We start from the raw sequence: 20,735 nt of genomic DNA on the forward strand, positions 1-20,735 counted from the left end.
TCGGCGCGGCGGGCGAGGCCTTCCGGACTGGTGTCGCGCCGGGACTGAAATTCGTCCATTAACGTCGATCCGCACACGCAATTTCTAAACACCGCGACGACTGTTTGCTCGTCGTCGTCGAGCATTTCCCGAAGTCCGGATTTACCGGCCGGCAAATCGGCGGTTTGCGCCAGAAAATCTTCCGCGCTTTGATAAATCCGCCCGCAATTGCGGCAACCGCGCGGAAACGTGGCTTGGGCGGCGCGTAGCCCTTTGAATCGGTCATCAGTCATCGCGAAAACTCCCAAAGCCCGGCCGAATGGCCCGCGCCAAAACCGGTATGTAGCCTAACCGGCAACTGGCTTATAATGCCCGGCCGCGCGCGGTAACGGCGGTGCCGAATCCGCGCAGTATAAACCCAAGCAACGGTAGCCGTTCATCCGGCCCGACGTTTCCAGAAGTCACCCGATTCATGTATACGATAGAACCCAACCAGGATTATCGCGACCAAAGCCTGCGCCCGCACGGCGATCTGTCCGCCGAGCAACTGCAAGCCGATGCCGCCCAGCATTACGACGACTGCTACCGCGACTATCTGTTCGCCTGGTGCAACGCCGACAACTTGGCCTTGCATTACGGCTATTGGGACAGCCCCGCCCGCTACAACCAACATCAGGCCTTGTTAAACAAGAATCGGGTTTTATATGAAACCGGCGGTCTGAACCCCAACCACCGGGTTTTGGATGCCGGTTGCGGCATCGGCGGCAGCAGCATCTGGATGGCGAAAAACCACGGTAATCGGGTAACCGGCATCACGATCAGCGCCAAGCAGGCCGAGTACGCCAGGCAACACGCCCAACGCCATGGCGTGGCGGATTTGGTTGATTTCCAAGTCGCCGATTTTTGCGCAACGCCGTTCGCGGACGCCAGTTTCGACGCGGTGTGGGCGCTGGAAAGCTCGTGTCATGCACTGAATAAAGGTGATTTTTTACGGGAAGCCTGGCGGGTCTTAAAGCCCGGCGGCCGCTTGATCGTTTGCGACGGCTTTTTATTGCAACGCCAATTCGACGAAGCGCAGTGGCAAGCGGTCGTGACTTGCTTGAACGGCTGGGCCGTGCCCAACCTGTGCTCCCGCGACGAAATCAGCGAATTAGCCGCGCGCGAAGGCTTTGAAAACGTGGTTTGCCACGACATCACCGCGCAGACCGAACCGTCGGTCGAGCACATGTACAAAGTCGCCAAACGCCTGCAACCGGTTCAGAAAGTCAGTCAATGGTTGGGCTTGCGCAGCAAGGCGCAGACCGCGAACTATTTGGTCGGACTGGCGCAGCACCGACTGTTTCACGACAAACTCACCGAGTACTGTATCATTACCGCCCAAAAAGCCTGATCGAGAAATCAATGCCGTTTTCGCGCCCGTCATTTCTGTTCATCATGTTGCCGGCTTGCCTATTCGCCGGCTGCGCGACCGTACCCGTCGGCAGTCATCACGACAATTTCGCCGACTACGCCGAGTCGGTGTTTCGCCATCAAAACACGTTAATCAGCCGCTTGATGATGCTGAACGACAATGACGAATTCGCCGATACCGATCTGCTGGATAAAGCCGAGGAACGCATGCACGACGCCTGCCACTTGTTGAACGAATACGCGGAACGGGAGAGCGACGGCGACAGTATGAGTTGGCGCTTTAAAGCCAAGGTGCAAGACAGTATCGAGCCCTGCGACCGCCGCATTCAAGAACTGGAAACCCTGCTGGGCCAGTACGACAAACCTTAAGCTTCGGTTTCGGAAAAATCCCCCGCCGCCAGCGAATCAAGGAAACTCCGGACAACTTGGCGCCGGCCACTGTTCCACCGGCTTCCCTTAGCGAAACGAAGGACTAGCTAAATTTCCCCGGCGAATGAGTGAGATCGGCGTGGGAAAGACTTTAGCCGCGATCGAAGGCGTCCGATGCGGGATTTTTTGCGTACTTTGCCCAATCACTTTCAGCGAAGGTTTTCAGACGCCCCGCCGAAAGCTCAATCTCCAAGACCGGCTTGCGAACGGTTTAATCCTGCCGGGTTTCGCTACCGCCCACGAATAAGCGATACGCCGGATTGGCGGTTTCTTCCCGATACGCCAAGCCCAACACCTCCAGACAATGTTGAAACGGCCCGCATTGGTTATCCGCCAACTGCAGACCGATCAAGACCTTGCCAAACGCCGCGCCGTGGTTGCGGTAGTGAAACAAGCTGATGTTCCACTGGCTGCCCAACGCGCTGAGAAATTTCAGCAGCGCGCCGGGGCGCTCCGGAAATTGCAGGCTATACACCCGTTCGCCGAGTTCGCGAGGCGCGTGGCCGCCGACCATATAGCGGACGTGGTCCTTGGCCAGTTCGTTACCGGTCATGTCGGTGACCGCAAAGCCATCCTCGCCGAGCTGAGCGATCAGTTGCCGGCGATCCGCCTCGGCGCCGCTGCTACTGATACCGACGAACACCTGGGCCTGCCGGCTGTCGAAATAGCGATAATTGAACTCGGTGATCGAGCGCTTGCCGAGCAGCTTGCAAAACTTCAAGAAGCTGCCCGGTACTTCCGGTATCGCCACCGCCAATAAAATTTCCCGGTGCTCGCCGACCTGGGTTCGTTCGGCGACATAGCGCAATCGGTCGAAATTGATATTGGCGCCGCTGTCGATCGCGATCAGGGTTTGCTGCGTCAGACCTTGCTGTTCGGCGTATTTCTTCAAGCCCGCCACCGCCAGCGCGCCGGCCGGTTCGGCGACCGAGCGGGTATCGTCGAAAATATCCTTGATCGCCGAGCAAATTTCATCGGTACTGACGGTTATCACTTGATCGACCGATTGCTTGGCGATCCGAAACGGCTCGGCGCCGATTTGCCTGACCGCGACGCCATCGGCAAACAATCCGACCTGATCCAACACCACCCGCTCGCCGGCGATCAAGGCCTGATTCAGACAGTCGGCATCGTCGGGTTCGACCGCGATCACCTTGATGTCCGGCCGCACGAACTTGACGTAGGCGGCGATCCCGGCCACCAATCCGCCGCCGCCGACCGGCACGAAGATCGCATGAATATCGGCATTGTGTTGGCGCAGAATTTCCATAGCCACGGTGCCTTGGCCGGCGATCACGTCCGGATCGTCGTAAGGATGAATGAAGATCATGCCCTTCTCGGCCACCAATTCCATCGCGTGCGCGTAGGCTTCGTCGTAGGAATCGCCATGCAACACGATCTTGGCGCCGCGGGCCTTCACCGATTTGATTTTGATTTCCGGGGTGGTCCTGGGCATCACGATCAAAGCCCTGATACCCAGTTTTTTGGCGGCCAACGCCACGCCTTGCGCATGATTGCCGGCCGAGGCGGCGATCACGCCATGCTGAATTTGCTCGGCGGTCAGCGAGGCGATTTTGTTGTAGGCTCCGCGCAGCTTGAACGAGAATACCGGCTGCAAATCTTCCCGCTTTAAAAAAACCTTGTTATTGATCCGCTCCGACAAGGTCGGCGCCAAATCCAGCGGGGTCTCCTCGGCCACGTCGTAGACTTTCGCTCGCAGTATTTTTTCGATGTAATTGTGCATTGAATTCCTTGGCATAAGCCCGTCGGCATGCCCTGTTTCCGACCGGCGGGTCGGCGTAAAAACAGCTGAGAGATCGGCGTTAATCGGTTATTATCCCATACAATGACGGGTCGAACGCCGAGTCAGATTCATAAGAGCATAATCATCAGGATTTCCTACCATGACGCAAGACGAATTAAAAAAACAAGTCGCCAAAGCCGCTTTGCAATATCTGAAAAACGTACCGATCATCGGCATGGGCACCGGTTCGACGGTGACTCACTTGATCAACCTGCTGGCCGACTGCGACTTTAAAAACGAAATCGAAGGCGCGGTGTCCAGCTCGGGCAAAACCACCGAGCATTTGCGCTCGATCGGCATACCGGTTCTGGAACTGAATCAAACCGGCGACCTGGAAGTTTACGTGGACGGCGCCGACGAAGTCACGCCGCACAAAAAAATGCTGAAAGGCGGTGGCGGCGCGCTGACGCGCGAGAAAATCATCGCCGGCGCCAGCAAGAAATTCGTCTGCATCGTCGACGAAACCAAATGCGTGGACATTTTGGGTAAATTTCCGTTGCCGGTTGAAGTCCTGCCGTTGTCGCGCAGCTTCGTCGCCCGCCAATTGGTCAAGCTGGGCGGCCAGCCGGAACTGCGGATGAACAAGGATTCCGGCGAAAGCTACATCACCGACAACGGCTGCGAAATTCTCGACGTCTACAATCTGAATATCGTCGACCCCATCGAAATGGAAAAAGCCATCAACAATATCCCCGGCGTGATTACCAACGGCTTGTTCGCACTGCGCGACGCCGACGTGGTATTGGTGGGCAAAGGCAGCGAAGTCATCAGCTACTAAGCCGCCGCCCACCGCGCTCTACCGGCGGATGCGCCAACGGCGTCCGCCCTTGTTTACCGTTTACCCTATCGCCACAAACCGCCATTCAGGAACCCCCCCATGTCCGACATCGAAATCGCCCAACAGGCGAATATGCGCCCAATCATTGACTTGGCCGGCGAGAAATTCGCCATTCCGGCCGAACATTTGGACCCGTACGGCCATTACAAAGCCAAGATTTCGCTGGAGTACGTCAACAGCCTGAAAGATCAAAGCGACGGCAAACTAATCCTGGTCACCGCGATCAGCCCGACCCCGGCCGGCGAAGGCAAAACCACGACCACGGTCGGCCTGGGCGACGCCTTGAACCGGATCGGCAAGCAAACCATCATCTGCTTGCGCGAGCCGTCGCTGGGCCCCTGCTTCGGCGTCAAGGGCGGCGCGGCCGGCGGCGGCTATGCGCAAGTGGTGCCGATGGAAGACATCAACCTGCATTTCACCGGCGATTTTCATGCGATCGGCGTGGCCCACAACTTGCTGTCGGCCTTGATCGACAACCACATCAACCACGGCAACAAGCTGGACATCGATCCGCGCCGGATACAATGGAAGCGGGTTGTGGACATGAACGACCGAGCGTTGCGCAAGATCGTGGTCGGCATGGGCGGCGCGGCCAACGGCTATTTGCGCGAGGACGGCTTCGACATCGTCGTCGCCTCCGAAGTGATGGCGATTCTGTGTCTGGCGACCAGCCGCGCCGACCTCAAGGAACGTCTGGGCCGCATCGTCATCGGCTACAAGTCCGACAAGGTCACGCCGGTTTACGCCCGCGACCTGAACGCCCACGGCGCGATGGCGGCGGTGTTGAAAGACGCGATCAAGCCAAACCTGGTGCAAACCCTGGAAAACAATCTGGCGATCATCCACGGCGGCCCGTTCGCCAACATCGCCCACGGCTGCAACACCGTCACCGCCACCAAAACCGCGCTGAAACTGGCCGATTACGTGGTCACCGAGGCCGGCTTCGGCGCCGACCTGGGCGCTGAGAAATTCATCGACATCAAATGCCGGATGGCCGGCTTGAAACCGTCGGCGGTGGTGTTGGTCGCCACGGTGCGGGCATTGAAATTCCACGGCGGCGTCGCCAAGGACGAACTCAACCAGGAAAACCTGGCCGCGTTGGACAAAGGCTTCGCCAATTTAGAGCGCCATTTGAGCAACATCCAGAACCACTACGGCCTGCCCTGCGTGGTCAGCATCAACCATTTCACCTTCGATACCGATGCGGAAATCGAGCTGCTGAAAGCCAAGTGCGAGGCGCTGGGCGCCCAATGCGTGATCGCCAAACACTGGGCGCAAGGCGGCGCCGGCGCCGAGGACCTGGCCCTAGCAGTGTTGAATATCGTCGACAACCGCGAACCCGAATTCAGCTACGTTTACGACAGCGAACTGCCGTTGTGGAACAAGATCGAAGCCATCGCCACCAAGCTCTACGGCGCGGCCAAAGTCAGCGCCAGCCCGAAAGTCATCGGCGAAATCAAGGCGCTGCAAAGCAATTACGGCCACTTCCCGATCTGCATGGCCAAAACCCAAATGTCCTTCTCGACCAATCCCAACAGCAAGGGGGCGCCGTCGGGGCATACCGTCGAAATCAGCGAAGTACGGCTGGCCAACGGCGCCGGTTTCATCGTCGCCATCGCCGGCGACATGATGACGATGCCGGGCCTGCCGAAAGTGCCCGCCGCCGAACGCATCGACATCAGCGACGACGGCGTGATCAGCGGTTTGTTTTAAGAACCCAGGGTCGCGACCGGCGCTCGGGCCGGCGGTCCGCGCCAAAGCGCGCCGCCATCGCCGCATGTTTGTCGCTCTGCTATGCTTAACCGACGATTTAGATAACCACGCTACGCCGGCGGCGGGTGATGCCTCGTAACTATGTTTTGGTTATCCATGCGTTGAAGACGCCAAACGGAGGCACTGGTATGGCAACATTCATTTGGCAGGATCGATATTCGATAGGCGACGCGACCGTGGACGACCAACATCGGCAAGTGTTCGAGCTGGCCGAACAAGTTTTGGACGCGAGCGACCGCGACGAGCTGATCCATTTGTTCATTCGTTTTTTCCGACACATCCGCGAACACTTCCATTGCGAGGAAGCGCTGATGAAGCGCCTCGATTACCCCGGCTACCAAGCCCATGTCGCCGCGCACGATCAAATGCTGGACGAACTCATCCACCTCAGCGGCGAGGTGCGCGGCGACCATTGGAATCGTTCGGAAATTATCCGCTTCATCAACGACTGGATACTGGTGCACATCGTGGAAGTCGACCGCTTGCTGGGCGACTTTCTGGCCGTGGCGACGCCGACCACGCCGAGCCAAACCGATCCCGGAGCCACTCCGGACCGAGGCCGGCCCGCGACCGATGTTTTGTGAAGGTAATCGCTAGGCCGGGTCTGGCGCGAATCGCCATCAGTCCTGTTCGGCAACCAACTCGCGCAGCTGCGACAACTCTTCCAACGACAAGACTCGCCCGATCGCCAATAGAATGATAAAGGCGTCGTCGACTCGCGCCATCGCTTGAATAAAGTCGGTGCGAATATCGGTGCCGAAATCCGGCGCCGGCTGGATATTGGCCGGCGGGATTTCCAGGATCTCCCTAACTTCATCGACCAGCATCCCGATCAATTGGCTCGTTTCCGCCACTTGCACGGCCACCAACACAATACAGCTCAGCTTGCTGATTTGGGTCGGCTTATGGCGCAACCGGGCCGACAGGTCGATCACCGGCACCACGTTACCGCGCAGATTAATCACGCCGTGTATGTAATCCGGCGTCAACGGCACCCGTGTCACGTTGACGATTTCGATGATTTCCTTAATATCCAAAATGCTGACGCCGAAGGTCTCGTCACCCACCAGAAAAGTCAGATATTGGCCGATCTGCTCCGGCACGGCCAACGAATTTCCCAACTCGCTCCGCATTAAATTTGTCATGGCCGGCTCCGCCTAAAAGCGTTCGAAGTCTTGATCGTTAAAATCCGGACCGTTATCTGCCGCGACCGGTGCCGCCGCCGGCTTAATGCTGTAAGGCTTGGCAACGTTACGCGTCGGCCCGCGCATCGAAGATGCGCCGCGGCCGTTCGACGCGGGTCCGCGCCTACTTTCATTGACTTTAAAAAACGCCACCGCCTGCTGAAGCTGCACGGCCTGGCCGTTCAGCTCCTCGGCGGTTGCCGCCAATTCCTCGGCGCTGGCTGCATTCTGCTGAGTGGCTTTATCCAATTGCCGCATCGCGTCGTTGATTTGATTGATGCCGCTGGATTGCTCTACCGACGCGGCACTGATTTCCTGCACCAGATCCGAGGTTTTCGCGATATTCGGCACCAAGGCGTTGATCAAGGCCCCGGCTTTTTCGGCGATCGCGACGCTGCTGCTGGCAAGCTCGTTGATCTCGCCGGCGGTCACCCGGCTGCTCTCGGCCAATTTCCGAACTTCGGCGGCCACCACGGCAAAGCCCTTGCCATGCTCGCCGGCCGATGCGGCTTCTATCGCGGCGTTCAGCGACAATAAATTGGTTTTGTAGGCAATATCTTCGATCAGGCCGATCTTTTTCGCGATATTTTTCATCGCCGCCACGGTCTCGTTGACGGCCGCGCCGCCCTCCCGAGCATCGTTCGCGGAACGCACCGCCATTTGCTCGGTAACGTGGGCATTTTCGGTATTTTGCTGGACCGAAGCGTTCAATTCCTCGATCGACGACGTGGTTTCCTCGACGCTGGCCGCCTGCTCGGTGGCGGCTTGGCTCAGCGATTGGGCGGTAATACTGACCTGTTCCGACGCGTTGTTCAGATTGTCCGAATTAAACCGGACTTGCTGCACCACCCGCCCCAACTGGTCGCGCATGTCTCGCAAAGCCTGGGCTAATTGGCCGATTTCATCCTTGCCTTCGACTTCCAGATCGGCGCTCAGATCGCCATCGGCCAACGCCTTTGCAAAACCGACGCCGGTCACGATGGGCCGGGTGATCAGATTGGCTAAGAAGATGGCGATCAACACACCCAGAATCAACGATACCGCGATCGTCACCAGGATGATTTTATTGGCTTCCGAAACCAAGCTGTCGGCATTCTGCCGCGCAATACCCAGTTGCGCGAATCCCGATTCCTCGGCGGTCTGGGCTTGCTGGATCACGTCGTCGCCGGCATCCAGCATTTCCTTACGCATCAGCTTCATTTGCTCGTCATTGTCTATCCAGGTCTGCGCGGCCTGATGATAATCTTGCGTCGCGGTTCTAGCCTCGGTTATAATCCGCTTACCTTCCTCGGTCGCCGCGATTTTTTCCAAATCATCGTAAATGCCGATCAACTCGGGCAACCAGACCTGCATTTTCTTCCAGGCCGAGCGATCCTTTAGATTCAATTCCTCTTTTTCGGCACGCATGATCTCCAAGGCTTTAACGTAGGCCTGGGTCGCGCCGATGTAACGCTGCACGAATTGGTCGAGTTCCGCCGCGTTGGCGCCCTTATCCTTGGCCTCTTGGTAGCGGGCGACTTGGCGCTTCAAATAGGCGTCGGCGGCCTTGGCAACCGCATTGCCTTTTTCCACCATGGTTTCGGCGGCCTCCTTATTGGCGGTATATCCGGCCAGTACGGCCTGAAACTTCTCGCCGAACTTGGTCGCGCCGCTTCTGGCCACCTTCGATTGGCTCAGCAATTCGTTATTGCCGTACTGTTTGGCCAACTGATCGATCTTGTCCAGATAGGCCAACAACTTTTTCAGGCTATCCAACACCTGTTGAGCGTCTTCCGGCTTTTGCGAAACCCGGTAGGATCGTTGCGCCACCAAGGTTTCAAGCGCCATGCGTTCCACGCCGGTCGCGTATTCGACGGCTTTACCGTTATTGTCGGTAATGCCGAACAGCGCGCCGGAGACATCGCCGATGTAAACGCGCGCCAGCAAGCCGAATCCCACCGTAATCGCCACCAACAACATGGCGCCCGTTAATATTTTGGTTTTTATTTTCAGATCGTTGATGTTCATCGATAGATCCTGTTTGGCAAAAGAAAAATTGATTTACCGTAACGCGCTGGACGACGTTAATCGGGGTGGACGGCGCGCCGTGGCGGCCTGCACCAAACCCGCCACGTCCAATATCAACGCCACGGTACCGTCGCCGAGTACCGTGGCGCCGGTGATACCGGTCAGCTTTTCGAACACCTTGCCCAGCGGCTTGATGACGGTTTGATGCTCACCGTGCAATTCGTCGACGACGAAACCGGCCTTGCCGCGACCGGACTTCACCACCACCATGCTTTCCCGACGCCCCTCGCCCGATTCGGTTTTGGATTGCTGAAAATATTCGCTCAGGCGTAGGTAAGGCAACACCTGACCGCGCAAATTAATGTAGTGTTCGACCTCGTCGATTTTGCATTCCTTGTCACCCATTTCCAGGCATTCGTCCACCATGTTGAGCGGAATGATGTAACGCTCACGCTCGCAGCCGACCATGAATCCGTCGATGATCGCCAGCGTTAGCGGCAATTCGATACTGATCGTCGTACCCTGGCCCTCGACGCTGTCGATCGCGACGCTGCCGCGCAAGCCTTCGATGTTTTTCTTGACCACATCCATGCCGACGCCGCGGCCGGACAAGCTGGTCGCCTGCTCCTTGGTACTGAGGCCCGCCGCAAAAATCAAACCGTAAATCTCCTGGCGGCTCAAATTGTGATCGGCTTTGATCAAACCGGCGGCCAACGCCTTCGCCACGATTTTATCGGCGTTCAGGCCGGCGCCGTCGTCGGAAACTTGAATGACGATGTGGCCAGATCGATGAAACGCATTCAAATGCACGCTGCCCTGGGCCGGTTTGCCGGCCGCCAAGCGTTGTTCCGGGGATTCGATACCGTGATCGAGCGCGTTTCTCACCAAATGCGTCAGCGGGTCGTTGATTTTTTCGACCATGGCTTTATCCAACTCGGTTTCGCCACCGCTGATATAAAGCTCGATATCCTTGCGTAACTCCTTTCCGACATCCCGGACCACGCGCCGAAACCGTGAAAAAGTTTCGCCGATCTGCACCATCCTCAGCTCCAACGCGGTGTCGCGTATCGAACCGACCAACGCGTTCATGCCGGCCGCGATTTCCCCAGCATCGCCGAGACCGTGGCGTTCAACAATTAAATTCATCGCCGCGCTGGAAATCACCAATTCGCCGACCAGATCGATCAGATGACCGAGCTTGCCGGCATCGACGCGGATGTAATTGGCTTCGGCGGCCAACTTTTGCTTGGTCTGCTCCTGCTTTTGCAAGGCATGCTCGACGATGGGTTGCTGTACCACCTGCCGTTCCACCAAAATTTCGCCGATCGGCTTGCCGGCACCAGCAAAGCGAGAGGCGTCCTGTTCACGCAGCGCCGAATCGACCTCGCCGCGCGTCAGGGCACCGATTTCGACCAACATATCGCCGAGTTTTTGCCACTGCGACGGCTCCAGGTTATCTAACAATCCCAAGTAGTCCCCGAGCTTAGCATTCGGCGGTAGGATTTTGATGTCACAATCGTCGGCGACGAATTCGAAGACCGACTCGATGGTTTGCTTGTTCGCCTCGCTGTGCAATGCGATCTTGAAATGCAGATAGCAGTTTTCCGGGTCCATTGCGTCGCCGGCCGGCATCGCGGGCGCCAGCGTCAATATCTGACGAATCTCACCCAGCGTGGTCAAATAACGAATGAAAGACAGCGGGTCCATACCGTTGCGAAACGCATTCTCGCCGAATGCCAGCGATATCAGCCAATGGTCGTCGGCCGAAATCGGTTTGCCGGCCTCGCTAGTCAAGACCGCCGGCTCCGCCGCCGGACTGACCGCGCCGTCGCGACGCCCGCCCAATCGGCCGATCAGCGCGCGCCCGCGCGCCACCAATTCCTCTGGCAACGCGGTTTCCGGCGCCGCCAGACAATGTTCCACCAACTGGGCAACATGATCCTTGCTGTCCAGCAACACCGAAATCAATTCGGCGTCGATCGACCGCTCACCCTGGCGGACACCGTCGAGCACCGTTTCAGCTTCGTGCGTGAATGCGACGATAGGATCGAATCCGAACAGTCCCGACGAACCCTTGATGGTGTGCATGGCCCTGAATAAGCGGTTCACGATTTCCGCATCGCCGGGTGTCGTCTCCAGCACAAGCAACGCATCCTCCATGTCGTTCAGCAATTCGCCGGCTTCCTGGGCAAAAATGTTTAAAGCGGCATCGAAATCGCTCATGACTCATTCCCACTCGCGGTTAACACCATCGGATCGCCGAAATGCTCGCCAAGATTCAACAATTCAAAGACGTCGACGACGGCCTGACTATGGCCGATCAGCCGCATCGCGATGTTGCGGCGCGCGCACTCCAGCTTCATGTGCATCAACAACTGGACGCCGGCGCCGTCGAATTCGCGAACGGCGGATAGATCGATCAGCAACTCGCTGGCACCATCCAGGTAACCCGCCAATTGCCGGCGCGCGTCGCGGACTTGATAAATCGTCAACTCAGCCTGCGCGGCAAGCTCCACTCGGCCGCCATCCACCGTTATTTCCCGGATACTCACGAAACACCCTCACTAGCGACAAAAAACCGGCCGGAACCGGCCGCGAAATCATCGTAACCGCCGAAGGCGACGGCGATTTTGTCTTGGATCAGAAAAACGTAATATCGCTGTCGTCCCCCGAACCGGCACGACTGACCGCCGCGTTGGCGGTATGATTAATCAGCTCTTCCGGCATCGTATAGCTTAGCTCCATCCTGGAAAGAATTTGCGCGACATCGAGACTGCCGGCATGCCAGTCGCTGCTGTCGTGGCGGGTTTCGACCGCATTTTGCAAGCCTTCGAGATTATGCTCGACGTGACTGAGCATTTGACTGACCCGGTCTTGAAATTGGAAGGCAATCAATACCGAGAAAATCTCGTCGCGAATTTGGGCGCTGTGGCCGCGCAACAAATCGCCTTCGCTCTTCGAAGCATCCAGCGCGCATTGCAAGTCGTCCAGCGCGGAACGTATCGATTGCTCGGCATCGCGGATGGTCCTGTCGTCGTCGCTTCCGGACGCTTCCGAGAGTTTTAGCGTGGATTCCATCGCCCGATTGATGTCGGCAATGGCTTGGCTGATTTTTTCGCCGGTCGACGATGAAAAACCGGCCAGCTTACGGACCTCGTCGGCGACCACCGCGAAACCGCGACCGTTTTCCCCGGCACGGGCCGCTTCAATCGCCGCATTCAGCGCCAGCAAGTTAATTTGTTCGGCCACTTTGCGGACTTCCTTGGCCATCGAATCCAACTGGCGGGTGTGCGACGACAATTTTCGAACTTCGTCGACCACGGTATGTTCAACCTCCTGGATTTGGACCAACGCCGACAACACCGCCGATAGCGCGCCGCGGCTCTCGTTGAACAGCGAATCCGCGCTACGTCCGCCGGCGTTTTGCCCGGTGCCGGCAATCAACTGTTCCAGATTGCCGGCCATCGCCCCGAAGCGATCGGTCAACACCGTGATTTCCCGCTCGGTATGTGTACGCGATGTCTGGACTTGCCTAAGCACAACCGGCACTACTTGCAGGAACAGCCGTTCCAATTCGCCGACGTAAATCTTCAAATCATTGACTTTATCGTCTTCATCGCGTTGCCAGAACTGCGCGCAACGCTGGACCCGCTCGCGCAAACGCGCCGCTAAATACTGGCCGGCAATCAAGCCGGCGACAACCAGACCGGCAGCCAACGCCCAGGAAAGTAGACTAAAATTCCCAAGCAGGACGACGGCGGAGCTGCTCAGTACGCTCAGACCGATCGGCAAAAAACGGAAACTCGTAGCATCGGAAAGTTCGGCTGTCGATAGACCGGCAGGGGTTGGCATAGTGGTTCCGGAGTTGAATAAATGACTGCAATTGATCTTAGTGGGTTTTATGGCATCATTCAACTGAACGGCGGCCGGTTATTTTGGTTTGTGGAGGACCCAGTCATCAGTATTTCGCCCATCACGCCGGAGGAGTTCGAACGGTTTCGCCGCTTGCTGCAAAAACATGCGGGCATCGCGCTACTCCCGGAAAAACGCGTCATGGTCGCCAGCCGCTTGGCCAAACGTCTGAGTTTTTACGGCCTCGCCAACTACGGCGCCTATTTCCGTCTGGCGACCGATCCCGAACACCCCGAAGAGTTCCAAATCCTGATCAACGCGTTAACCACCAACGAAACCTATTTTTTCCGGGAACCTAGCCATTTCGAATTTCTCCGCGACACGATGCTGCCCGCCTGGCCGAATAAGCCGCTCAGAATCTGGAGCGCGGCCTGCTCCAGTGGCGAGGAGGCGTATTCGCTGGCCATGGTGCTGGCGGACAAGTGCCGCGACCGTCCCTGGGAAATCTTAGGGTCCGACCTCAGCACCCGGGTCTTGGATGTCGCCAAAACCGGCATTTACCCGATGGATAGAATCGAACAGTTGGATCGCCGCCTAATGGAAAAATACTGCCTGAAGGGCGTGCGTAGCCAAGCCGATCATTTCCGCGTCGGCGCCGAATTGCGCGAACGAGTGAAGTTCGAACAACTCAACTTGACTCAGCCCTTGCCGGGCCATCTCGGAAAATTCGACGCCATCTTTCTGCGCAATGTGTTGATCTATTTCGATCAGGACACCAAAAAACGCGTCGTCGACAACCTGTTACCAGCGCTGGCCCCGCACGGTTACTTCGTTGTCAGCCACGCGGAAAGCCTGCACTCGGTCACGCGACGCCTGCAAACCGTCATACCCTCGATCTACAGACTATCATGAGAAGCACCCCTTACCGTAACACCCAACGTATCACCATCGATCCGGGCGAGCATTACGTCTCCCGCAAGCCGGAAGTGATATCGACGCTGCTCGGCTCTTGCGTCGCGGTCTGCCTTTACGATTCGGTCAACGGCGTATTCGGCATGAACCATTTTCTACTGGCCTACAAACAACAAACGGCAAATACGCCTATTATTCAGTCCGACTACGGCCGCTACGGAATCTTTTCGATGGAATTGTTGATCAACGATATGATGAAAAAGGGCGCGGACCGCACGCAACTGAAAGCCAAGTGTTTCGGCGGCGGCAACGTATTGAAGCTGCGCGAGGACAGCTGGAATCGACCGACGGTCGGCGACGTCAACGTTCAGTTCGTTCGCGAATTCTTAAAAAACGAAAACATCCCGATCGTCAGCGCCTGCCTGGGCGGCGACTACGGTCGTAATGTGCATTTTCTGGGCAGCGACTTTTCGGTGTACATCAAGAAAATCGGCCGGGGCTTGGAATTGGCGGTGGTTCAAGACGAACGCCGGTTCTGGAAAAAAACCCTGGACGAAACCAAACATACCACCGGAAATATCGACTTCTGGTAGCCACCCACGGCAGGACCACCATCATGACAGACATCAAGATCTTCATCGTCGACGACTCGGCGGTCGTCAGGCAGGTATTAACCGCGCTATTGGCCGACATCCCCGGCTTCAAGGTCATCGGCTCGGCGCCGGACCCGATCTTCGCGCAAGCTAAAATGGAAAAGGACTGGCCCGATGTCATCGTGTTGGATATCGAAATGCCAAGGATGGACGGCATCACTTTTCTGCGCAAGCTGATGAGCGAACGGCCGACGCCGGTGGTGATTTGCTCGACCTTGACCGCGCGCGGCGCCGAAGTGACGATGCAGGCCATGAGCGCCGGCGCCGTGGACATCATCACCAAGCCGACCGTCAACCTGAAAGGCTTTTTGCAGGAAGCTCAAAGCCAAGTGGCCGACGCAATCCGCGGCGCCGCCCGTGCCCGCGTAAAAAAAACCGCGGCGGCCGGCCCGAAAGCCCCATTGACGGTCAACCCCAAATTGAACGCCGATTCGGTGATCCCGCCTTCGACCGCGACGACGATAGGCGAAACCACCGATCGGGTCGTGGCGATCGGCACCTCGACCGGCGGCACCCAGGCACTGGAATACGTACTGACCCGGCTGCCGCGCACCACGCCGGGCATTGTCGTCGTGCAACACATGCCGGAAGCCTTTACCGCCGCGTTCGCCAAGCGCCTGGACAGTCTGTGCCAGATCAACGTCAAGGAAGCCGAGCAAGACGACCGGGTCATTCCCGGCTTGGCGCTGATCGCGCCGGGCGGCAAGCATATGTTGCTGAGGCGTAGCGGCGCTCAATATCGGGTGGAAATCAAGGACGGCCCGCTGGTCAGCCGGCATCGGCCGTCGGTGGATGTGCTGTTCCGCTCGGCGGCCCAGGCGGCCGGCCGCAACGCGCTGGGCATTATCATGACCGGCATGGGCGACGACGGCGCCCACGGCATGAAGGAATTGCATGATACCGGCGCGTTGACGATTGCACAGGACGAGGCCAGTTGCGTGGTCTACGGCATGCCGAAGGAAGCCGTCAAACTAGGGGCGACCGACTGCGAAATGCCGCTATCGGCGATCCCGGAGTTAATCATTCATTCGCCGACTCGCGCCAAGTTCCTGAAAGGCTGAGGCACCAAGGCACTATCCGACTTGCAGCGCGCGACAACGCCAGCCGTAATACGCAATATACAAATAGCACAGCAACGGGACGATAAACGCCTGCTGGATCCCCCAACGATCCGCCAGAGCGCCTTGCAACACCGGTAACATCGCGCCGCCGACGATCGCGGCACAAAGTATCCCGGAACCTTGACCGGTATGTTTGCCCAGCCCGGTCAAAGCCAGCGAAAAAATGGTCGGAAACATGATGGAGTTAAACATGCCGACCGCCAAGATCGTCCACATGGCCCATCCGCCGCCTATCAGTATTGTCGCGGCCACCAAGCCTGCCGCACTGAGCGCGTTGAACGCCAGTACGCCGCCGGGAGGTAAAGAACGCATCGCCGCCGCGCCGACGAAGCGGCCGACCATCGCTCCGCCCCAATAAAACGACACATAGCGACCGGCTTCGGCTTCGGTGAAACCACCGATATCCGGCTGGCTCAGAAAACTCACCAAGAAGCTACCGATAGACACTTCGCCGCCGACGTAAACGAAAATCGCCAGCGCACCCAGCACCAGATGCGGATAAGCCCACGCGCTGATCCGGCTCTCGCCGCCAGCACCGCCGCCAGGCGATGCCGGAGCCTCGACGGCCGGCAATTTCAAAAACGCAAACACCGCCGCCAGCACGAACAGCACCGTCGCCAACAGCAAATACGGATGCTGCACCGCCGCCGCTTCGGCAGCCTGATACGCGGTCAGGTCCGCCGGGCTCAAACCTTGAATTTGCTCGGCGCTGTTCACGGCCGTCGCCAAAATCAGCCAGGAGCCGAAAAACGGCGCCAGCGTGGTGCCCAGCGAGTTGAAAGCCTGGGTCATCGTCAAGCGGCTCGATGCGGTTTCCGGCGGCCCAAGCACCGTGACGAAAGGATTGGCCGCCACTTGCAACAAGGTGATCCCGGAAGCCAATACGAAAAACGCTGTCAAAAACAGCGGGTACAGACGCAGCCCGGCCGCCGGAAAAAACAGCAGACAACCGGTTCCGGCCACGGCCAAGCCGATGACGATACCGCGTTGGTAACCCAGCTTTTCAACCAGCATGCCGCTCGGCACCGACATCACGAAGTAGGCCGCGAAAAAGCAAAATTGAATCAGCATCGCCTGGAAGTAGTTCAACGTGAACACCGCCTTCAAATGCGGGATCAGAATATCGTTCAGACAGGTGATGAAACCCCAGATGAAAAACAGCGAGGTGAGTATGCTTAACGAACCCAGATGCGGGTTGGCGGCTTTCGGCGCGTCGGACATGGTCATCTCCGTTTAATTCGGCAACACGCTGAACGACGCCGATTCGTCGCCGACCATCACCTTGAAGTCGCCGGGTTCGACCACGCGCTTCATGTTCAAACCGATAAACGACATATCGTTGGCGGTCAACGTAAAACGCAAGGTTTTTTGTTCGCCGGGCTGCAACTCCACTTTCTCGAAGGCTTTTAGCTGCTTGACCGGCCGCGATACCGTAGCCGCTACGTCGTTCAAATAGACCATCACCGTTTCCTGACCGGTCCGCGTGCCGGTGTTTTTAACCTTGACGCTGACTGCCACGCTGTCGCCGACGTTGACTTGCGCCGGTTTTACCTGCAAACCGCTGGTTTCGAAACTGGTGTAACTCAGCCCGTGACCGAAGGGATACAAGGGCCGGTATTGGTTGGTCTCGTAGGCCTCGATCGGTTTATGGTCGTAGGGCGTGATGTCGTTGACCGCGCGCGGATAGGAAATCGGCAGCTTGCCGCTGGGGTTAACGTCGCCGAACAGAATGTCGGCCAGCGCCGCGCCGCCTTCCATACCGGGCAGAAAACCCAGGACCACCGCCCTGGCCTTGTCGGCGATTTCGGTGATGATGCGCGGCCGGCCGCCGAAGGTCACCAACACCACCGGCTTGCCGATCTCGAAGATCGCCCGAGCCAATTGCAGTTGCACCGGGTCCAGCGCCAGCGAGTCGATATTGCCTTCGGTTTCGGTATAGGTTTTTTCGCCGAGCGCCAGCACCACCACGTCGTGCCTGCGAGCCTCGTTGACCGCCTGCTCGATGTTGATTTCGTCGCTGAAACGCTGGCCGCCGACAAAGGTGACTTGACCGGCGGTCTTGCTCCGGATCGCCTGCAACAAGGTCGGATATTGTTTCGGATACAGGTCCTCGGATGCGCCCTGCCAAGTGATCGTCCAACCGCCGTTCATCACGCTGAGCAGGTTCGCGGTCGGACCGGTGACCAAAATGCTGGCCTGTTTGGACAGCGGTAGCATGCGGTTGTCGTTTTTCGCCAAGATAATGGCTTCGCGCGCCGCTTGTTGATTGACCTCGACCGCCTCGCTGGTCGCGAAATGGCCGGCCACCGGCAACGCCGGCTCGGTGCGTTCAAACAAACCGGCTTGGATTTTGACGCGCAGGATGCGCGACACCGCCTCGTCGATACGGCTGAGCGGCACCTCGCCGCTTTTGGCTAAATCCAACAGCAAATCGTAAAAACTGAAGTTGAACGGCACCATGCTCATATCGACGCCGGCCATCACCGCCATTTTCACCGCCTCGCGCGGGCTCGCCGCCAGTTTGTCGCGGGTGTGCAGACGGATGATGTCTTCCCAATCGGATACCGTGAAGCCCTTGAAACCCATCTCGCCGCGCAATATCTCGGTCAGATAATGGTAATTGGCGTGGCCGGGGATGCCGTCCACCTCGGCGGAATTGATCATTACGGTCGGCGCGCCGGCCAATACCCCGGCCTCGAACGGCGGCAAAAACCATTCGCGCAAGGCCCGTTCGCCGATCCAGGCCGGCGTGCGATCCTTGCCGTTGAGCGGGTAGCTATAGCCGACGTAATGCTTCAAACAGGTCGGCGCCTTGTCGGTGGCGGCCATGTCCTCGCCCTGGTGACCTTGAATAAACGCGCCGCCCAAGGTTTTCGCCAAATGCACGTCCTCGCCGTAGGTTTCCCACAATCGCGGCCACAGCGGTTGGCGGCCGATGTCCATCACCGGCGAAAAATTCCAATCCAGACCCGAGGCTTTGACCTCGCGGGCGACGATCTCACCCTCCTTGAACGACAGCTCCGGATTGAAGGTCGCCGCCATGCTGATCGCCTGCGGAAACAAGACCGAATTTTGGGTATAGGTCGCGCCGTGGATCGCATCGATTCCGTAAAGCACCGGAATTTTCAACCGCGATCTCGCGGCGGTATCCCGGATGATTTGGGTGATTTTTCGCCACTTCTCAATAGGTTGGGCACGATTATTCGGCGTGGTCGGCGTGTTCAGAATGGAACCTATGTGATGGTTGAACAACGCATCTTCCAGTTTGGCCTGATCGACCGGATTCTCGGCGTCCTGACCATTAACGACCGACACCACGCTGAAATCAATCTGGGTCATCTGCCCGACTTTTTCTTCCAGCGTCATTTGCGCCAACAGCGCTTGGACTCGCTCTTCCACGGGGCTTGGGTTGGGTTCAGCGCTCAAGACGGACTCCGACAAAACGAATAAGGAAAGGGACACTAAAACGGCTTTTGTATTCAAGGTCTTGGTAAGGGTAACGGGAAAAACCGGCCGGCCGGCGAACATAGCGGCCGCGACGCGGCCGGACAAAACGGACGACATTAAAACATCTGCCCGCCGGCGTCTCAAGGCATCGCCGGACTTTTCGGGGCGATTCGGAAGGTATAATCGCGCATTTAATTACGAACACAAGCCGCCGATGACAACGAACGCCCAACGCTTGGATGTACTTTGCATAGGTCACGCCAGTTACGATCTGGTATTCGCGATATCGCACCATCCCGGTCCCGACGAAAAGACCGTCGCCGACGACTTGCTTGGCTGCGGCGGCGGACCGGCCGCCAACGCGGCGGTGGCGGTGGCCCGGTTGGGCGGTAGTGCCGGCTTCTGCGGCTATTTGGGCAACGACGTCTACGGCGACGGTCACTTGCGGGAATTGCTGGCGGCCGGCATCGACACGCAAAGGGTGGTGCGCGGCGATTCGCCGACGCCGCTGTCGGCGGTACTGGTCAAACCCAACGGTCAACGCGCATTAATCAACTATAAAGGCGGCACCGAAGCGCTGGCGGGCGACCGTCTGACCTTCACCGGCCGGGAAGCCAAGGTCCTGCTTTGCGACGGTCACGAACCGGGCTTATCGCTGGCCGCGCTGGCGGCGGCGGACGCCGAGACCAGCAGCGTGCTGGACGGCGGCTCGCTGCACGCCGGCACCTTGGCACTGTTGGACAAGGTCGATTACGCGGTTTGCTCGGAAAAACTGGCCTTGCAATACGCCGGCGACGAGCGGGTCGCGCTGGCCAAATTCGCCGAATTGGCGCCGGTCGCCGTCATCACGCTTGGCGCGCGCGGTTTGATCTGGCGACGCGGCGCGGAAACCGGCGCGTTGGAGGCGCCGCCGGTGCTGGCGGTGGACAGCACCGGCGCCGGCGATGCGTTTCACGGCGCCTTCGCCGCCGGTCTGGCCGCCGGACTGGATTGGCAAACCCTGCTGCGCTACGCCAGCGCCGCCGGCGCCCTGTGCTGCACCCAGCTGGGCGCCAGACCGGGCCTGCCGACGCTCGAACAGCAACTCGCGCTACTCGCGCAATGGCGGTAGTCGGTCCGCGGCCGCCAACCCAGACCCCTAGCGAACCCATCGAGTGAGAGGAGTACAAACCCGGATTTACACGAGCCAGATACCAAAACGGCAAATCGAGATTTGCCGGTACGGCTTCGCCCTCTTTTATTTATTTTTATCGCGAGCTGGGAGAATAAAACTATTAGTCTCATTCGAACCGGTGGAATCAGAAATCTTGCTGAATGGACCTAAAC

Annotated in this window: 18 protein-coding genes; 9 read left to right on the plus strand and 9 right to left on the minus strand. The window is 58.3% G+C overall.

What is annotated here, in order from left to right; translation table 11 throughout:
- A partial coding sequence (locus tag AC3B8H_RS07625; protein WP_488441004.1) for a hypothetical protein occupies positions 1 to 272 on the minus strand: 272 nt, incomplete at its 3' end.
- Positions 273 to 451: 179 nt separating this feature from the next.
- On the opposite strand from AC3B8H_RS07625, the gene AC3B8H_RS07630 reads away from it, so the two are divergent.
- Together AC3B8H_RS07630 and AC3B8H_RS07635 are read left to right on the plus strand one after the other, a co-directional pair.
- Entirely contained in the window at positions 452 to 1,369 is a 918-nt protein-coding gene (locus AC3B8H_RS07630) for a class I SAM-dependent methyltransferase (RefSeq protein ID WP_488441005.1), read from the plus strand.
- Between the two features lie 11 nt (positions 1,370 to 1,380).
- Positions 1,381 to 1,758: a hypothetical protein gene (locus AC3B8H_RS07635; protein ID WP_488441006.1), complete on the plus strand. Its 378-nt coding sequence runs from the start codon at positions 1,381 to 1,383 to the stop codon at positions 1,756 to 1,758.
- Positions 1,759 to 2,029: 271 nt separating this feature from the next.
- Here AC3B8H_RS07635 and ilvA read toward each other — a convergent pair whose 3' ends face one another.
- Entirely contained in the window at positions 2,030 to 3,562 is a 1,533-nt protein-coding gene (ilvA, locus tag AC3B8H_RS07640; RefSeq protein ID WP_488441007.1) for a threonine ammonia-lyase, biosynthetic, read from the minus strand.
- A gap of 160 nt (positions 3,563 to 3,722) precedes the next feature.
- On the opposite strand from ilvA, the gene rpiA reads away from it, so the two are divergent.
- The 3 genes from rpiA (at position 3,723) to AC3B8H_RS07655 (ending at position 6,817) form a co-directional block, all read left to right on the plus strand.
- Positions 3,723 to 4,400 (plus strand): ribose-5-phosphate isomerase RpiA, encoded by a 678-nt coding sequence (gene rpiA / locus AC3B8H_RS07645; RefSeq protein WP_488441008.1) that lies wholly within the window; start codon positions 3,723 to 3,725, stop codon positions 4,398 to 4,400.
- 99 nt (positions 4,401 to 4,499) lie between these two features.
- Positions 4,500 to 6,173 (plus strand): formate--tetrahydrofolate ligase, encoded by a 1,674-nt coding sequence (locus tag AC3B8H_RS07650; protein ID WP_488441009.1) that lies wholly within the window; start codon positions 4,500 to 4,502, stop codon positions 6,171 to 6,173.
- Between the two features lie 188 nt (positions 6,174 to 6,361).
- A complete protein-coding gene (locus tag AC3B8H_RS07655; RefSeq protein ID WP_488441010.1) occupies positions 6,362 to 6,817 on the plus strand; it encodes a bacteriohemerythrin in 456 nt (151 codons plus the stop codon).
- A gap of 36 nt (positions 6,818 to 6,853) precedes the next feature.
- Here AC3B8H_RS07655 and AC3B8H_RS07660 read toward each other — a convergent pair whose 3' ends face one another.
- The 5 genes from AC3B8H_RS07660 to AC3B8H_RS07680 form a co-directional block, all read right to left on the minus strand.
- Positions 6,854 to 7,378 (minus strand): chemotaxis protein CheW, encoded by a 525-nt coding sequence (locus tag AC3B8H_RS07660; protein WP_488441011.1) that lies wholly within the window; start codon positions 7,376 to 7,378, stop codon positions 6,854 to 6,856.
- 12 nt (positions 7,379 to 7,390) lie between these two features.
- A complete protein-coding gene (locus AC3B8H_RS07665; protein ID WP_488441012.1) occupies positions 7,391 to 9,424 on the minus strand; it encodes a methyl-accepting chemotaxis protein in 2,034 nt (677 codons plus the stop codon).
- A 33-nt stretch (positions 9,425 to 9,457) separates the two neighbouring features.
- On the minus strand, positions 9,458 to 11,647 hold the full coding sequence (locus AC3B8H_RS07670) for a chemotaxis protein CheA (protein ID WP_488441013.1): 2,190 nt from the start codon (positions 11,645 to 11,647) through the stop codon (positions 9,458 to 9,460).
- Positions 11,644 to 11,976: an STAS domain-containing protein gene (locus AC3B8H_RS07675; protein ID WP_488441014.1), complete on the minus strand. Its 333-nt coding sequence runs from the start codon at positions 11,974 to 11,976 to the stop codon at positions 11,644 to 11,646. The genes AC3B8H_RS07670 and AC3B8H_RS07675 overlap by 4 nt, the downstream gene beginning before the upstream one ends.
- Positions 11,977 to 12,064: 88 nt before the next feature.
- Complete coding sequence (locus AC3B8H_RS07680; protein WP_488441015.1) at positions 12,065 to 13,276, minus strand: methyl-accepting chemotaxis protein; 1,212 nt, start codon at positions 13,274 to 13,276, stop codon at positions 12,065 to 12,067.
- A 21-nt stretch (positions 13,277 to 13,297) separates the two neighbouring features.
- Between AC3B8H_RS07680 and AC3B8H_RS07685 the strand changes: the two genes are divergently transcribed.
- From AC3B8H_RS07685 to AC3B8H_RS07695, 3 genes are read left to right on the plus strand one after another with little or no spacing between them, the layout of a single operon-like run.
- Positions 13,298 to 14,188 (plus strand): CheR family methyltransferase, encoded by an 891-nt coding sequence (locus AC3B8H_RS07685; protein WP_488441016.1) that lies wholly within the window; start codon positions 13,298 to 13,300, stop codon positions 14,186 to 14,188.
- On the plus strand, positions 14,185 to 14,781 hold the full coding sequence (locus AC3B8H_RS07690) for a chemotaxis protein CheD (protein ID WP_488441017.1): 597 nt from the start codon (positions 14,185 to 14,187) through the stop codon (positions 14,779 to 14,781). The genes AC3B8H_RS07685 and AC3B8H_RS07690 overlap by 4 nt, the downstream gene beginning before the upstream one ends.
- A gap of 23 nt (positions 14,782 to 14,804) precedes the next feature.
- Positions 14,805 to 15,902, plus strand: coding sequence for a protein-glutamate methylesterase/protein-glutamine glutaminase (locus AC3B8H_RS07695; RefSeq protein WP_488441018.1), 1,098 nt, complete (start codon positions 14,805 to 14,807; stop codon positions 15,900 to 15,902).
- 12 nt (positions 15,903 to 15,914) lie between these two features.
- Here AC3B8H_RS07695 and fucP read toward each other — a convergent pair whose 3' ends face one another.
- Together fucP and AC3B8H_RS07705 are read right to left on the minus strand one after the other, a co-directional pair.
- Positions 15,915 to 17,183: an L-fucose:H+ symporter permease gene (fucP, locus tag AC3B8H_RS07700; protein WP_488441019.1), complete on the minus strand. Its 1,269-nt coding sequence runs from the start codon at positions 17,181 to 17,183 to the stop codon at positions 15,915 to 15,917.
- A gap of 12 nt (positions 17,184 to 17,195) precedes the next feature.
- Positions 17,196 to 19,388, minus strand: a complete 2,193-nt coding sequence (locus AC3B8H_RS07705; protein ID WP_488441020.1) for a glycoside hydrolase family 3 N-terminal domain-containing protein — start codon at positions 19,386 to 19,388, stop codon at positions 17,196 to 17,198.
- 235 nt (positions 19,389 to 19,623) lie between these two features.
- On the opposite strand from AC3B8H_RS07705, the gene AC3B8H_RS07710 reads away from it, so the two are divergent.
- Complete coding sequence (locus tag AC3B8H_RS07710; RefSeq protein ID WP_488441021.1) at positions 19,624 to 20,520, plus strand: carbohydrate kinase family protein; 897 nt, start codon at positions 19,624 to 19,626, stop codon at positions 20,518 to 20,520.
- Positions 20,521 to 20,735 lie beyond the last annotated feature (215 nt).

Source organism: Methylomonas sp. BG-2 (assembly GCF_057766305.1).